Source organism: Pseudoalteromonas sp. S1727, assembly GCF_005886375.1.
Classification (GTDB): Bacteria; Pseudomonadota; Gammaproteobacteria; order Enterobacterales; family Alteromonadaceae; genus Pseudoalteromonas; species Pseudoalteromonas haloplanktis.
Map to the genome: position 1 here is coordinate 1 of NZ_PNDT01000177.1, position 15,751 is coordinate 15,751.

9 protein-coding genes are annotated in these 15,751 nt (G+C 41.9%); 5 read left to right on the forward strand and 4 right to left on the reverse strand.

Features of this window, described 5'->3' with window-relative positions; translation table 11 throughout:
- Nucleotides 1-5,330: tandem-95 repeat protein (locus tag CWB85_RS21370; protein ID WP_138555974.1), on the forward strand; the 5,330-nt coding region annotated here is incomplete at its 5' end.
- Nucleotides 5,331-5,369: 39 nt separating this feature from the next.
- Here the strand turns inward: CWB85_RS21370 and CWB85_RS21375 are convergent.
- From CWB85_RS21375 to mnmC, 4 genes are all read right to left on the reverse strand, one after another.
- On the reverse strand, nucleotides 5,370-6,851 hold the full coding sequence (locus CWB85_RS21375) for a methyl-accepting chemotaxis protein (protein ID WP_138555975.1): 1,482 nt from the start codon (nucleotides 6,849-6,851) through the stop codon (nucleotides 5,370-5,372).
- Complete coding sequence (locus CWB85_RS21380) at nucleotides 6,848-7,702, reverse strand: transporter substrate-binding domain-containing protein (RefSeq protein WP_138555976.1); 855 nt, start codon at nucleotides 7,700-7,702, stop codon at nucleotides 6,848-6,850. Before CWB85_RS21380 ends, CWB85_RS21375 begins: the two co-directional genes overlap by 4 nt.
- Before the next feature lie 111 nt (nucleotides 7,703-7,813).
- On the reverse strand, nucleotides 7,814-8,140 hold the full coding sequence (locus tag CWB85_RS21385; RefSeq protein ID WP_138555977.1) for a hypothetical protein: 327 nt from the start codon (nucleotides 8,138-8,140) through the stop codon (nucleotides 7,814-7,816).
- A 44-nt stretch (nucleotides 8,141-8,184) separates the two neighbouring features.
- The gene (mnmC, locus tag CWB85_RS21390) at nucleotides 8,185-10,203 is read right to left on the reverse strand and encodes a bifunctional tRNA (5-methylaminomethyl-2-thiouridine)(34)-methyltransferase MnmC2/FAD-dependent 5-carboxymethylaminomethyl-2-thiouridine(34) oxidoreductase MnmC1 (RefSeq protein WP_138555978.1); all 2,019 of its coding nucleotides are present in this window, start codon (nucleotides 10,201-10,203) and stop codon (nucleotides 8,185-8,187) included.
- 181 nt (nucleotides 10,204-10,384) lie between these two features.
- Here mnmC and fabB point away from each other — a divergent pair, with 181 nt between their 5' ends.
- From fabB to CWB85_RS21410, 4 genes are all read left to right on the forward strand, one after another.
- Nucleotides 10,385-11,596 (forward strand): beta-ketoacyl-ACP synthase I, encoded by a 1,212-nt coding sequence (gene fabB / locus CWB85_RS21395; RefSeq protein ID WP_016710214.1) that lies wholly within the window; start codon nucleotides 10,385-10,387, stop codon nucleotides 11,594-11,596.
- Nucleotides 11,597-11,708: 112 nt separating this feature from the next.
- Nucleotides 11,709-12,827 (forward strand): 4-phosphoerythronate dehydrogenase, encoded by a 1,119-nt coding sequence (locus tag CWB85_RS21400; protein WP_138555979.1) that lies wholly within the window; start codon nucleotides 11,709-11,711, stop codon nucleotides 12,825-12,827.
- Between the two features lie 51 nt (nucleotides 12,828-12,878).
- The gene (locus CWB85_RS21405) at nucleotides 12,879-13,895 is read left to right on the forward strand and encodes an aspartate-semialdehyde dehydrogenase (protein ID WP_016710216.1); all 1,017 of its coding nucleotides are present in this window, start codon (nucleotides 12,879-12,881) and stop codon (nucleotides 13,893-13,895) included.
- A gap of 315 nt (nucleotides 13,896-14,210) precedes the next feature.
- Nucleotides 14,211-15,751 (forward strand): FimV/HubP family polar landmark protein (locus tag CWB85_RS21410; protein WP_283235140.1); only part of this gene is annotated, 1,541 nt, incomplete at its 3' end.

The following is a 15,751-nucleotide window of genomic DNA, read 5'->3' on the forward strand; positions in this document are numbered from 1 at the left end:
ATACCTTTACCTATACTGTAAAAGATGCGGCGCTGAATACCTCCGCAGCGGCAACAGTGACCGTCACTATCACGCCAGTGAACGACATGCCTGTGGTACAGGCGGTGAGTATCAATGTGGATGAAGACACGCCTTCAATCGCAACGGCGCTGCGCAGTTTAGCGACGGATGTGGAAGACACTACGCCCACAGGGGATATCACCCTTGTCAGCGGCCCAACGTCAGGGCAGGTGGTGTTAGATCAAGTCGCGGGCACCTTTGTGTATACCCCTGATGCCAACGTGACAGGGCAAGATAGTTTCAGCTATACCTTAACCGATAGCGAAGGCGGGGTATCACTGCCTGCCACGGTGACCGTGAATATCGGTGCTGTGAACGACCGTCCTGTAGTGGCAGATGACAGTATTAACACCGATGAAGACACTGCCGCGACCTTGGCTATTTTAGCCAACGACTCAGACGTGGAAGACAGCGGCTTTAACGCAGCGAATGTCAGCTTAGAGAACAAAGGCACCGGCGCTGGTATGTATGACTTTGCGGATGTGAGTGTCAATTTGGATGGCAGTTTAGCGATAACGCCTCAGCAAGATGTCAACGGTGTGTATAGCTTTACCTACACCCTCACCGACAGTGAAGGGCTAAGCTCAACGCCTGCCACCGTGACACTGACCATTAACGCCATCAATGACGCCCCCGTTGCCATGGATAACACCGCGCAACTACAAGAAGAAGGCTCATTTGAGGTTAACGTACTGGGTAACGACAGCGATGTGGATACCGGCGACAGCTTAGATGTAAGCAGTGTCAGCATCGTCACAGATGCCACGAATGGTCAAACGCAAATCACCGCAACGGGCGCGATTATTTACACCGCCAACGCCGATTACTTCGGCAGCGACAGCTTTACCTACACAGTTAAAGACAGCAACGGCGCAACCTCCAACGTGGCTACTGTGACCATGACGGTCAACCCGGTTAATGACGCGCCCATCGCACAAGCACAGACTCTGCGGTTAGCAGAAGATGAAACGATATTGATCACGCTAACGGGTTCAGATATTGAAAACGACGCGTTGAGTTATCGCATTGATGAAGGTACGTTACATGGCTCGCTAGTGCAGCAAAGTAATGACAGTTGGTTGTATACGCCAACCGCTAATTACAATGGTAGTGATAACTTCAGTTTTGTCGCTAATGATGGTCAGTTAGATTCGGTATCTGCGGTTGTTTCGTTAGTCATTACTGCTGTAAATGATGCGCCAATAGTAAATGCGCAAAGTGCAAGCGTTGATGAAGACACAGCTGTAGTTATAAACTTACTCGGTAGTGATATTGAGGGCGATAGCTTAACGTATACAATCGTTGATCTGCCAGTCAATGGTGTGGCTACTATCTCTGGTGACCAATTAACTTACCAAGGTAATGCAAATTACTTTGGTGAAGATCAGTTTAGCTATATTGCAAATGATGGACTACTCGACTCAGCACCTAATACAGTTTCAATCACAGTGAATAGTATTAATGATGTACCCGTAATAACGGGGGTGCCAAGTTTAGCCATTAATGAAAATGCGCTATATAACTTTGTACCAACAGCCACGGATAGTGATGGTGATAGTTTAAGTTTTAGCATTGAAAATCAACCAAGTTGGTTAGCATTTGATTCTGTAACAGGGCAACTTAGCGGCATGCCAAGTAATGCTGACGTAGGTCGCTATTCAGATATAACATTGAGTGTAACCGATGGACAGGCTACGCAAAGCTTAGCACCTTTCGCACTAACAGTGGTGAATGTTAATGATGCACCCACAATCAGTGGTGCACCTGCAACATCTATTGCGCAAGACACCGCGTATTTGTTTACCCCTAATGTGACCGATATCGATAATACAACGCTATCATTTAGTATTACCAACAAGCCGAACTGGGCCACTTTTGATAGTCGCAGTGGGACCTTAAGCGGAGTTCCGACACGGGAAAACGTCGGCTTACATAGCAATATTTTGATCAGCGTAACGGATGGACAACTAAGTAACACGCTTAATCAATTTAGTATTGATGTAACGTATGTAAATGCGTTGCCTATTGCTAATGATATGCAGCTGAATATTGAAGAAGATACGGCTATCAGTGTTAGCGCACAAATTAGTGATAGTGATGAAGATAGTTTAGCGATACAGCTAGTCACTGAGCCACAATTTGGTAGCTTAACAGTGCAAGGGCGAGTATTTAGCTATCAACCTGAGGCGAATTATCATGGTAGTGACAGTTTTAGTTACTCAGTATCTGACGGCAAAGATAGCTCGCAAACTGCGACTGTAGTAATAAACGTTGCCCCCGTGAATGATGAACCGGTGGCTTTGGCAGATGCTTTTAATCTAACGCCTACGCAAAGTGGTCAATATACCCTTGACGTTCTTGCTAATGACACTGATGTTGACGGTGATACGCTTAGTATTATTGGCGCTAAAGCGAGTGTAGGCACAGTCTCGATTGTTGATAATCAATTACTATTTGAGTTGGCCGCAAGCACACAGGGCAGTATCAATATAGAATATATGATTGCTGATCCAGAAAAGGCTAGAAGCCGTGCTGTTGCTACGCTTAGTTTTAATGGCAGCATAGATGGTGCGCCAACAATTACAGCACCTGCAGATGTTAGCATAAATGCAACAGGGTTATTTACACGGGTTAAATTGGGCACCGCGACAGCCTTTGATGAGCAGGGGAACCCGCTTGCAGTAGGCATTGTTGAGCCAAATATGTTGTTTGCCCCTGGTGCACATCAAGTATATTGGCAAACTACCGATAGCAACGGTAATTGGGCAATGGCTGAGCAACAGGTATTTGTCCATCCACAAGTAACTATTGAGAAGAATAAAGTAGTGGCTGAGCAACAAAGCTACACCACATACGTTTATTTAAATGGAACCGCACCGAGTTACCCGGTAATAATTCCTTATAGTATTTCAGGAACTGCCAGCGAGGACGACCATGATCTAGTTGCTGGCGAAGTGGTGATAGAGCAAGGTTTAGTAGGCGAGATTAACTTTACTATATTTGCAGATAGTGACGTTGAACCAGATGAAACTCTGATCATCACCCTTGCTGAAAGCGTTAATTTGGTAGCAGATACTTCAAGTACCATAACAATTACAGAGCAAAATATTGCACCGACTCTGTTAACGACTATTGAGCAAAATAATCAAACACGGCCCTTTGTATTAGCCAATAACGACTTGGTTACTATTCGTGCCATCGCATCTGATCACAACCCAGAGGATAGTATTTCACTCAGTTGGCAAGTAGAGGATGAGCGTATTATGAATTTGGCTGATAACTCAGATAGCTTCGTGTTTTCAACAGCTGAACTCACAGAGGGGATTTATGCTATCACTGCTACCGCTACTGACAATGCGCAACAAAGCTTATCAAGTACAGTGACTAGCTATGTGGAGGTGGTTGCACAATTACCGGAGTTAACCGCAGCTGATACAGATAAAGACTTACTCCCCGATATTTTAGAGGGTTATCAAGACAGTGATCATGATGGGATTGCTGATTATTTAGATCCAATCAGTATGTGTTATGTCATGCCAGAACAAGTTAATGAAACAACACGATTCTTAGTCGAAGGAGAGGTGAGCGGCTGTTTAAGAAAAGTTTACTCAGGTTTATTAACGAGTAGCGGCGGGTTGCAAATCTTATCTTCAGAACTGTTAGGTGATGAGGGCATGATCAATACGGGTGGGTATTTTGGTTTTGTTATTACAAGCATAGAGCCAATAGGTGCACACTATAATATTGTATTGCCGCAACGTATGCCCATTCCTGCCAATGCGGTTTACCGTAAGCTAATAGATAATGAGTGGAGAGACTTTGATAGCATAGAAGGAGATCAAGTTTATTCTAGCCAAGGTGAGCAAGGTTATTGTCCATCACCATCTAGTGAGTTATGGCAAGAAGGCCTACATGAAGGGGATTGGTGCGTACAATTACGTATGGCTGATGGGGGAGGCAATGATGCTGACGGCTTAGTTAATGGTCAAATTGTCGACCCAGGCGGGATAGCTGTTGTTAAAACAGATAACACGAACCCCGTAACTCAACCAGACCAAGCAACCATCGCGATGGACAATGCTATTACGCTTGATGTACTCGAGAATGACAGTGATGCAGATGCAAATGAGCTACGTCTTACTGGTGCAAGTGTAGACTTTGGCGAAGTCACTATTGTTGATAATCAACTTAGTTATACACCGATAACTAACTTTATTGGTACTGCCACAATTCATTATAGCGTATCTGATGGTCAAGGCGGCACAGCGTTTGATGTTGCCACGATAACTGTTGTTGTCAACAGTGCACCGACAACAACAGCAGACAGTGCATCAACCAATGACCGTACCGACATTGTTATTGATGTACTGAGCAATGACACGGATGCAGATGGCGATACACTTACCGTCACCGACGCAATCGCCAATCAAGGTGATGTGACCATTAACCCTGATAATACTTTAAGTTATCAGCCGAAGCCTGGCTTTGAAGGTATGGATTTTATTACATACACAGTAACAGATAGCAAAGGCGCCAGTAGCAAAGGGGAGGTTAAAGTGACAGTGAAAGCATATACAACCGCAACGGTAAAAAATAGTTCGTCAGGAAGTATGGGAGGCGCGTTATTACTGTTGATGATTGGGGTCATTATAATTCGTCGCCAGTCAAAATTAACACCGTGGGTATTGTTAGCGACAGTCTCTGTGTCAAGCCAATCGGCGTTAGCTGGTGAGTGGTCAATTGATGCCAAAATCGGCTATGCTACTGTGGCAGGCGTCACTTCTATTGAGGGAGATACTGTTTTTGCTCAGAGCGACTATGACGATACGGATGTAAGTTGGTCTATTGGCAGTCATTATACAATGGCTGAAAATTGGCAACTTGGCCTGCGCTATATTGATTTAGGTGAAGGAAGTATGTCCTTTGTTGGTGATACGCTTGAACCAGATCATGTTCATCAGAGCTTATCGCAAACAGTGCCTGTATTAGGTCAAGGGCCTGCACTGCAAACCGCTTATATTTTCCCACACATAGGGTATCTAAAGAGCAAGCTCTTTATTGGCGCATTTTATTACCACTATTCAATTGAAAGCCTAAACAATTCGGGGCAAACAATTAAAAATAATGCATCTAACACTCGGGCTTATTTTGGCGGGCAATTAGCTTACCCGATATTAAAAAATACAGATATTTCTCTTAATTTTAGTCATTACAAGTTAAAAGAAAATGATGTAAATGAATGGGCTTTGGGTTTTGAGTATCAATTCTAAGATGACAATTGGCCAGCCTAAACAGCAGGCCAATTATTTTTAATATTTAAATAACCCTAATTTTTGTACAATACCTTTTTCTAAGTCGTTAAGCTGTTTTATCGTCACATCAAGGTGTTCAGCTTCTTGAGCTAGTGATTTTGCCCCAAAGTTGATCTTTTCCATCGTGACTAAAATCCCTTGTGTGGTTAGTGTTTGCTGCTCTGAACTGGCAGCTATTCGTTCATTCATCAGATTTATTTCGTCAACTTGTTGCGCAATATTGTGAAACACATACTGGCTTTGCTCATTGGCTACAATTACTTGGCTGCTAACGTGTTTGCTTTTTTGAGAAGCGGCTACGCATTCGCTGGCGTTGGTTTGTAGTGCACCAATAATGGCCTCAATTTCAGATGTGGAATGATATGTCTTCCTCGCCAGTGCACGAACTTCATCGGCCACCACGGCAAATCCTCGACCGGACTCCCCAGCTCTGGCAGCTTCAATCGCCGCATTAAGCGCAAGTAAGTTTGTTTGCTCGGCAATGTTTTTGATGACGTCGAGCACTTGGCTTATTTCATTACTGCGACTGTCAAGTTGTTCAACCACACTTGCGGTATGATCTAATTGTTTTTCTAGCTCATGGATCAAAGTACTGTTATTACCCATACTTAACTGTCCTTCTTGACATAAGCTTTGTACTTTAGCTGTCTGATCTGCTGTTTGGGTTGCACCAAATGCAATTTCTTTGGTTGCTTCGCTAAGTTGGCTTAATGATAAGGTAGCGGCATCAGTTAGTGCATATTCTTGCTCTGCTTCATATTTAGATCTGACCGTGGCCTCATTTACAGAGCCTGCAATGATCTCCAGCTCTGTGGCTGTTTTACCGAGGTTGGCAATGATTTGCTGAACCTCGTTAATAAAGCGATTAAAACCTGCGACTAAATAGCCAATTTCATCACTCGATTGATAGTTAATACGTTGGGTTAAATCACCGCCGCCGCGTACTAATTCATCAACAAGTTGGTTTACACCAACAATGGGTTTAATAATGATAAAACGGCACACGTAAATGAGGGTCACACCGAGCAGTAAAAATGAAATAGCCAAAGTGATCACCATGGTTTGCACCGCTTTAAAAATACCTTCATTGAGCTTATCTTGGCTATATTTAATGTTGATTGCGCCAATTGCTTGTTCAGCAGTAAATAAAGGTAATTGGTGAGTAAGTAAATCTTGGCCATTGTTTTTTTGACCAACTACACCTAGCAGCTTGTTACGATGATCAACGACTTCTATATGTTGAATGTTATGGTTATTTGCGAAGGCATTTATAATTTGTGTAATCAGTGGTTTATCGTATGAAAAAACGGGCTCAGCTAAGATCACGGTTAATTGTTGATCCAATGCGGTTATGTTTTCTTGCCATTGCCCAGTTTCACTATTTTTTAATAGGTAATAATTAACACTAACAACGAAAGAAAAAATGATAACTAGGCAAATGCTGAGCGCGATAATTATTTTATATTGTAATGATTTCATTTTGTTACGGTTCTCTCTTTAAGTGGGTCGAACCAAAGTTCTGGGCGGGAAAGTGGGGTCATTGAGCTTAGGTTAGGGTTGTTTAATGGAATAATTGTCCGCTGCTGCAAGTTAGCTTTTTGCAATACCATTTGTACCTGACTGTCGTTAAAAAACATGCGATTAAAACTGCCATCGGCAATCATGTTATTAAGCGATTGTGTGAGCTTATTTGCAAGTTGTGTATTCTCTTTGGCAACAAAAAAATACAGTGGTGCGGTGTATTTTAATAGTATGTATGGGTCGACGGTTAAGTTTAAATCCTGATAATTGATTAGCTCATCCCAGGGCTCATTGACGCCACGTGGAAAATAATCGAATCGCCCACCTTCAAGCATTGGGAATAGGTTTGGATACTTTAGTGTCGTGACTACATTCAGGCCATTTTCTTTTAAAATTGTAGTGTCTGGCCACGTTTTACCTTGACCTGCACTAAACCTTTTTAAGTCATTTAAGTTACTTATCTGTTTAAAAAGATCGGCATTTTGCTCGGTGACAACTGCTAAGCGCATACCCAGAAGGCCTCTAAAAAGTGGGATGTATATCGCTTGGTAATCTTGCTCAAGGGATTGCGAGGTCATGCTCCACATGACATCGAGCTGACCTATCTTTACATCATTTAAAATACGCGCATTTGAAATGTCTTTATCACTTTCGTATGGGTGAACATAGTCCAAGTTTGCATTATCCAATGCTGCAATTAATAATTTATGGGGGAGGGATGTATCCTTTGAGTAACTTTGTAATTTTACAGGCTCGCCATAGCTAACAAAGCTGATGAAGAGTATTAAGCTTAAGAGTAAATAATGCATAAAAATCGTATTGTTATAATTGTGTAAATTACAAACTACGATTGTTTTATATTCGGCTCAACCTTTTGTTATATGCATACGTATTCAACGTGCCGCAAGGTCAAAAAGCGATCACTTGGTAACCATGATGGCAATCTCTGTTTTATAGTCATTTGCATAAAGACTAATACGGATATTGTCACTTCCTGACGCGTAAAATAACGTCATGCGTGTATTATTACCTCGCGTTAATTGTGGTTCACCAAGCTTTAAAAGGTAAAACTTTGCAACATCAGTAACTGATTGCGCAGAATAACCCGTTTGTACGAGCGGGTAGTCATCGGCAATTTGTAAGGTTGATTTAAAGTCATTCGGCAAAGGGACTGAGCTTAAACCTGCATCACTCGAAAATGCAGTAAACGTGAGTATTATCAGCGTAGCCCGTATTAGTTTTTTCACATTATGCCTCTTGCAAACTGAATTTTATTTATAAAGCACTTACACTAAATTTTATTACGAATTAAGTCACGCACTAAAAAACGTGCAGGATGAATTGCTTGGCTTACGCGCTCACTCAGCGGGCTTGGCTCATTATTTAAATGGGCAATTAAATGCTCTGCTGCTAATGGTGCACTACATAAGCCTCGGGCGCCAAAGCCCGTAAGTATGTGTAAGCCTTGTTGGGGTTGTTGTAATGGCTGATACTGATAGCGCTTACCCAAGCGTAGGTTTGCAAACGCAGTTACATAATCGGTTTGCTCTGCCCATTCCCCAGCCATTGGTAGGTGATCAATAAAACTACATCGAACAGCCGCTTTGGCTGAATTTATTTCACCTAAACTGGTCGCAAACTCACAATGGCCGTAAAAATTAAGCAGCTGGTCGCGATTTTTGACATTGTCTTGTTCAGTGACTTCGCGGCTTTTTGAGTTTTTTTCAAATGTCGCTCCCATGCAATGTTTACCTAAATAGGCTGGCGTAAAATACCCTTTATGACACAGTACCGTTTTAAGTTTTTTAGACGCCTCGCTTGCTTGTACATGGGATACCTGACCTCGGACCCCTACAATGGGCAGTGCTTTAGTTTGTGTAAAACGATCACTATGCTCGCCAGCGCAAATAATAACATCACTAAATGGGCCGAATTGTGCTTGCTCACTTTTGAGTATCCAACCATTGGGTGTTTTTTCAAGTGTGTCGATGTCACAGTTAAAGTGACTTTGTATATCAGACAGGGCACGTGCTTGCTCAAAGAGAGCGTTAACTAGTTGCGGCGGGTTAACCCAACCAGCTAAGGGAAAATACACCCCTGCGTAACCAGACTCAACCCCCGCTATTTCATCCGCCTGCTCTGGGGTCACACTGTGCATTAACGCATTGGGCCAAAGTTGTTTGGTTTCAATATTTAGATGGCGCTCTGCTAAAGGCTGCTTAACAGCGTGTTGCAGCACTCCGCACCATTGATGGTCAAAGCTATAGCCATTAGTCGTTAATTGCTGATACAAACGCTTTGCATATAAAAAACTATGCGCAAAAAATTCACTGTGTGGCGAATTTTTGGCTTGCAAATGAGGATAAACAGCCCCTTGCACATTATGAGACGCGCCCATTGCAAGTTGACTATCTTGACAAAATAATTGGCTCTTAATTCCTCGCTTCGCCAAGCTATAAAGCGCGGCACTACTGGCAATCCCCCCGCCTATAACTGCAACATTGGTTAATTGACTTGCTTGATTAGCAAAATAAGGCGGAGCTGAATGTGTGCTATTTGCTTGCGCTAACTTGCCCGTTAGCATTTCTCGTTTGCGGCCATACCCTTTGGCTTTTTGCACTTCAAAGCCTGCTGCAATTAACCCTCTGCGTACAAACCCTGCGGCAGTGAAGGTTGCTAAGGTGGCATTATTACGAGAAATATCAACCATGCGCTGAAATAAGCTTTGTTGCCACATGTCGGGATTTTTACTCGGTGCAAAACCATCTAAATACCAAGCATCAATCAGCCCTAATTGGTTATAAGCCATATTATTAATCGACTCTTGTACATCCCCAAAATATAAATCGAGAACAACGCAGCCGTTATCAAATTCAAGGCGATGGCAGCCTGCCAAGTTAATTGGGTAATTCTGTAAGAGTTGTTTACTCAATAGTGCCAGTTCAGGCCATGCTTGTAATGCAGTCGCTAAATCACTTTTCTTAATGGGATACTTTTCAAAAGAAATAAAATAGAGTCGGTTAACGTTTTGTTGATTTTGAACTTTATTCTCGTCATGCTGCCTATTGGCTAAGTGAGTTTTAAATTGCAGCCACGTATTAAGAAAGTTAAGCCCAGTACCAAAGCCAGTTTCAGCAATAACAAAATGTGATCGGTCATGATTTTGTAATCGTCTGGGAATATCATTTTGTTGATAGAACACGTAATTGGACTCTGCCAGACCGTCGTCGTTAGAAAAATAAACGTCGTCGAAGTTATTGGCAACGGGAGTGCCTAAGTGATTAAAGTGAATATCAGCGTTTTTGATCATGGCATGCAATTAATTAAAGAGTACTTTTTTTCATTATTTTACGTGTTTTCTTTGAAATAGTCTGGCGTTATTTATAAGCTATACGTTCAGAGTACATGTGTACGCTAGAAAGCTGACCACTTAGTTATAAAATTCAGCGTAAAATAGATCACAATTTAGTATCAAGCTAAGGTAATTACCCATGAGAAGAGCCGTTATTACGGGCATCGGTGTTGTTTCAAGCATCGGCAACAACAAAGAAGAAGTGTTAGAATCGTTAAAAACAGGGAAAAGCGGGATTGCTTTTAACCCTGAATTTGCTGAATATAATTTACGCAGTAACGTATCAGGCAAAATTGATATTGACGTTAAAGAGTTTGTTGACCGTAAAGCAATGCGCTTTATGGGCGATGCCGCAGCCTATTCGTATATTTCAATGGCTGAAGCGATTGCAGATTCAGGCTTGTCAGATGAGCAAGTATCAAATGAACGTACAGGGATCATTGTTGGTTCTGGTGGCGGCTCATCTAAATGGCAAGTAGAAGCAGCTGACATTTTACGCGAAAAAGGCGTTAAACGTGTAGGCCCTTATATGGTGCCACGTACTATGGCCAGTACGACTTCTGCATGTTTAGCGACACCGTTTAAAATTAAAGGTGTTAACTACTCAATCAGTTCAGCATGTGCGACGTCTGCGCATTGTATTGGCAACGCTGTAGAACAAATTCAGCTAGGCAAGCAAGACGTTGTTTTTGCCGGTGGTGGTGAAGAGCTACACTGGACTCTAGCAATGGAATTTGACGCTATGGGTGCACTTTCAACTAAATATAATGAAACACCAGAAAAAGCCTCTCGTACTTACGATGCTAATCGTGATGGTTTTGTTATCTCTGGCGGCGGCGGTATTGTCGTTGTTGAAGAGCTTGAGCACGCGCTTGCACGTGGTGCTCACATTTATGCTGAAATAGTTGGTTATGGTGCGACATCAGATGGTTATGACATGGTTGCTCCGTCAGGTGAAGGTGCGGCGCGTTGTATGCGTCAAGCAATGCAAGGCGTAGATAGCATTGATTACTTAAATACTCATGGCACATCAACACCGGTTGGTGATGTTAAAGAGCTTGGCGCAATTCAAGAAGTATTTGGTAGTAATTCACCAATGATCAGCGCAACGAAAGCAATGACAGGCCACGCATTAGGTGCCGCTGGTGTTCATGAAGCTATTTTCTCATTGCTTATGCTTGAACATGGTTTTGTTGCACCATCAATTAATATTGATGAGCTAGATGAGCAAGCCGCAGGCTTAAACATTGTTACTGAGCGTAAAGACGTTGAACTAAATACTGTTATGTCTAACAGCTTCGGTTTTGGTGGTACTAACGCTACATTAGTAATGAGCAAGTACAAAGGCTAATTTAGTCAAGACGAATTAGTTTAGAAGCCGAGCAACTTGCTCGGCTTTTTCGTTTTCAAAAGTGGCTGAGGTTCGTTACAATAGCGCCTCTTCGTGTCAACTGGACTTGTTAATGAAAATTCTTGCGGATCAAAACATGCCACTCGTTGAGCAGTACTTTGCTGATTTTGGTGAAGTAACGCGTTTTGACGGTCGTACATTGCAAAGTGAACAGCTAATTGATGTTGATGTATTATTAACTCGCTCAGTCACACTTGTGAACCAAGCGTTGTTAAGTCACGCTGATAAATTACAATTTGTAGGCACGGCAACGATTGGCATTGATCACATTGATACCGATTTACTCAATCAACGTAATATCTCTTTTACCAGTGCCCCTGGCTGTAATGCTGTTGCGGTTGCTGAGTATGTGATTAGCAGTTTGTTTGCATTGTGCCAAGAAAATGCAACTAGCTTAGAGGGAAAAACCATCGGTATAGTTGGTGTTGGCAACATAGGGAGTTGTTTACGAGAGAAGCTTGCAGCTCTTGATGTCAACGTGTTGCTGTGTGATCCGCCTAAGCATGAAGCAGGGCAATTAGCAGAGCATATCGACATTGATACACTCCTCGCTAAAGCTGATATTGTTACTTTTCATGTCCCATTGGTGACCACGGGCAAACATAAAACCTTACATTTACTGGATAAAGTGCGATTAGCTTCACTAAAATCAGGCATGACAGTGATCAATGCCAGTCGTGGTGATGTCATTGATAATAAAGCCTTGTTAGAAGTGATGCAAAACGGTGCTCAATTGGATTTAGTGTTAGATGTATGGGAAAACGAGCCGACCATACTCACAGAGCTACTCGAATATGTGCGCTATGCCAGTGTACATATAGCAGGACATACACTAGAGGGTAAAGCTCGTGGCACACAAATGCTGTATCAAAAATTGTGTGTACACAAAGGTGTGCAAGCAAATAAAACCTTAGCTGATTTTTTACCAACGCCGGCTATTACCCAAATCACATTACAAGAAACGTTCAGTTTTGCTGACTTAGGTCAATTGATCCATGCTGTTTACGATGTTCGTCGTGATGACGGTATTTTACGGCGTAACCTAGCAACGGATGGATTTGATAGTTTACGCAAAAAGTACCCGATCCGTCGTGAATTTAGCACTGTAACTATTGCAGGCGCGAAACACAATAAAGCGCTTTTATCTGGGCTTGGTTTCGTAGTCGAATAATTTAAAATTTAAGCAGCGGCCATAATGGCGGTTGTTAAACGAGGAATACACATGTCACAAAAATATAATGTTGCCGTACTTGGCGCTACAGGCCTTGTTGGTCGCCAAATTATTGAAACGTTAGAAGATCGTAAGTTTCCTGTTGATCAATTATTTCTATTGGCAAGTAGCCGCAGTGCCGGTGAAGATATTAAATTTCGTGGTGAAACTATCGAAGTGCAAGATGTTGAAGGGTTTGACTTTAGCCAAGCACATATCGGCTTGTTCTCGGCAGGGGCAAGTGTGTCAGAAAAATACGCACCGATAGCAGCTGATGCAGGTTGTATTGTAATTGATAACACCTCACATTTTAGAAACGACTTTGAAGTGCCATTAGTTGTACCAGAGGTTAACGCTGCAAGTCTTGCTGATTTTAGAAATCGCAACATCATCGCTAATCCAAATTGTTCAACTATTCAAATGATGGTGGCGTTAAAACCAATTTATGATGCTTATGGCATTGATCGTATCAATGTATCAACTTATCAAGCAGTGTCTGGTGCGGGTAAACAAGCGGTTGATGAACTTGCTAAACAAACTGCTAATTTAATGAATGCGCGCCCAATAGATAACCAATTATTTCCAAAGCAAATAGCGTTTAACGTCATTCCACAAATTGATGTGTTTGAAGATAACGGTTACACCCGCGAAGAAATGAAAATGGTTAACGAAACTCACAAAATATTAGGTGATACTACTATTGCGGTTAACCCGACTTGTGTACGAGTACCTGTTTTCTTTGGTCATAGTGAAGCAATTAACCTTGAAACGCGTATGCCATATGACTTTGAACATGTTAAACAGCTATTGAATGATGCCCCAGGTCTTGAGTTAATTGATGATGAAGGGGATTACCCAACACCTGTATCAGATGCCAGTGGTAACGATACTGTGTATGTTGGTCGTTTACGCCAAGATATTTCTCATCCCCACGGCTTAAATATGTGGGTTGTTAGTGATAACACCCGTAAAGGTGCTGCGACTAATAGTGTGCAAATAGCTGAAGAGCTAATAGCTAACTACCTTTAATAAAAGATTAAAAAAGCGGCAATTTGCCGCTTTTTTATTTTTTAACCGCCAAATAATTGCCGCATAGCAGCTAAAAGCGTATAAACTTAATCTTAACGAAAACAAACTCTTTCAGCTGAGAAATTTTAAGCCATTACGTATCAAAGTGTTGCGATGGATATTAGACTGCAACTGGTTTATAGTCTGCAACTGGAATAGAGCTTGCAATAAAAATTTAATTAACTATTTATGTAAGTTATTTCTGTTAGAAATAATCAATGTTTAAGTGCCTAATTGTTAGGTGCTGCGTTAACATTTAAACATTAAAGGATCAGCATGCGCGGTTTAGCTTCACTCCTCTTATTAGCGTCTGCATTGGTGGTAACACCGATATACTCCCAAGACGGAGCTCAATTAAAAGGGCCTAAAGGCGTTGACTATGGCGTTCAAGGACGTTCAATCGGGCCAATAAAGCCGACTGATACATTATGGCGTATTGCAGCAAAAGTACGACCAGATAACTCGGTAAGTATTTATCAGGTTATGCAGGCTTTTTATGAAAAAAACCCTCAGTCATTTCTAGATCAAAACCTGAATCATATGCGTGATGGCGCGTATCTAAAAATCCCTACATTAGCTGAGATGCAAGCTGTAAGCCCTGAATTGGCAAAGCAACGCTCTGAGCAGGATGATGAGTTATGGGAAAAAAAGAAAAACGGCACACTGACAACAAGCGAAATAACCGCATCACAAAAGAAAGTTACTCAAGCGCGTAAAGTTGATGTTGATGAAGCAAAACAAGAATTAAAACAAGAAATCAACAGTATTAAAGCGCAGCAAGGTACGCAACTGGTCGAACTGCAAAAACAGTTCAAGTCATCAGTGGATAATGTTGAAGAGATATTAGTTGAGAATAATAAACTAAAGCAGCAGCTTACAGGAGTTTCTAAAGAGCTTGAGAGCATTCGCGAGCAACTCGGCCAAGACAGTGAAATTCAACGACAATTAAAAGAATTAATCGCCAAGCAAAATGAAATTATAGAGCAACAAAATGCAAAAAAGCTCGAAGAGACTAGCGAGTTTAGTTTTGCTGGACTATTAGCCAACCCGCTAGTTCTCATACTATTAATGACTATACCTGCCTTGTTGGTCATCTTTGCCATTATCATGTTTTTACGTAAACGTAATAACAGCCAAGATGAGAGTGCAGATGATGATGAATTTTTACCGCAAAGCCCAAGTTATACCGCAGATGATATTGATGATGTAGGCCCTCCACTTGACCCCATTATTCCTGATCCAGTGCCCAATGATCTTGATGATTTAAGTGTGCAGTTGGACGATGTGAATGACGATATTTTACCAGACGATGACGACATTATTTTTGATGACAACATTGATGATGAATTTGAAGATGGGGATAGCTTATTAAATCAAGACGAACTCGATGGTTTACTGAGCGATGACATCGTATTTGATGATGAAAATAAAGAGCAAGAAGATGAGCTCGATATTTTCATGCAACAAGATTTTGACCAAACAGATGATGATAGTTTGGGTGACGATATCGATTTAGATATGAAGACGGATTCTGATGATGGCGGTATCTTGAGTGCTGCTGATTTAGATGATCTCTTCGCAAATGATAGCGATGAGCCTGTCGTGGCCGAAGAAGATGACTCAGATGATGAATTAGCTGCACTCAGTGAAGAATTAGCAGGTGAAAGTGGTGATTTTGACATCGACGCCTTGATCGACGAGCAAAGTACTAATAAATCAACCTCAGCAGAGCCTGAACTAGTTGAAGAAGACGATGAGTTTGATTTAGATGACATCGACGGCTTGATTGACGAAGCTGCGGGTGATGACAGGGCAGC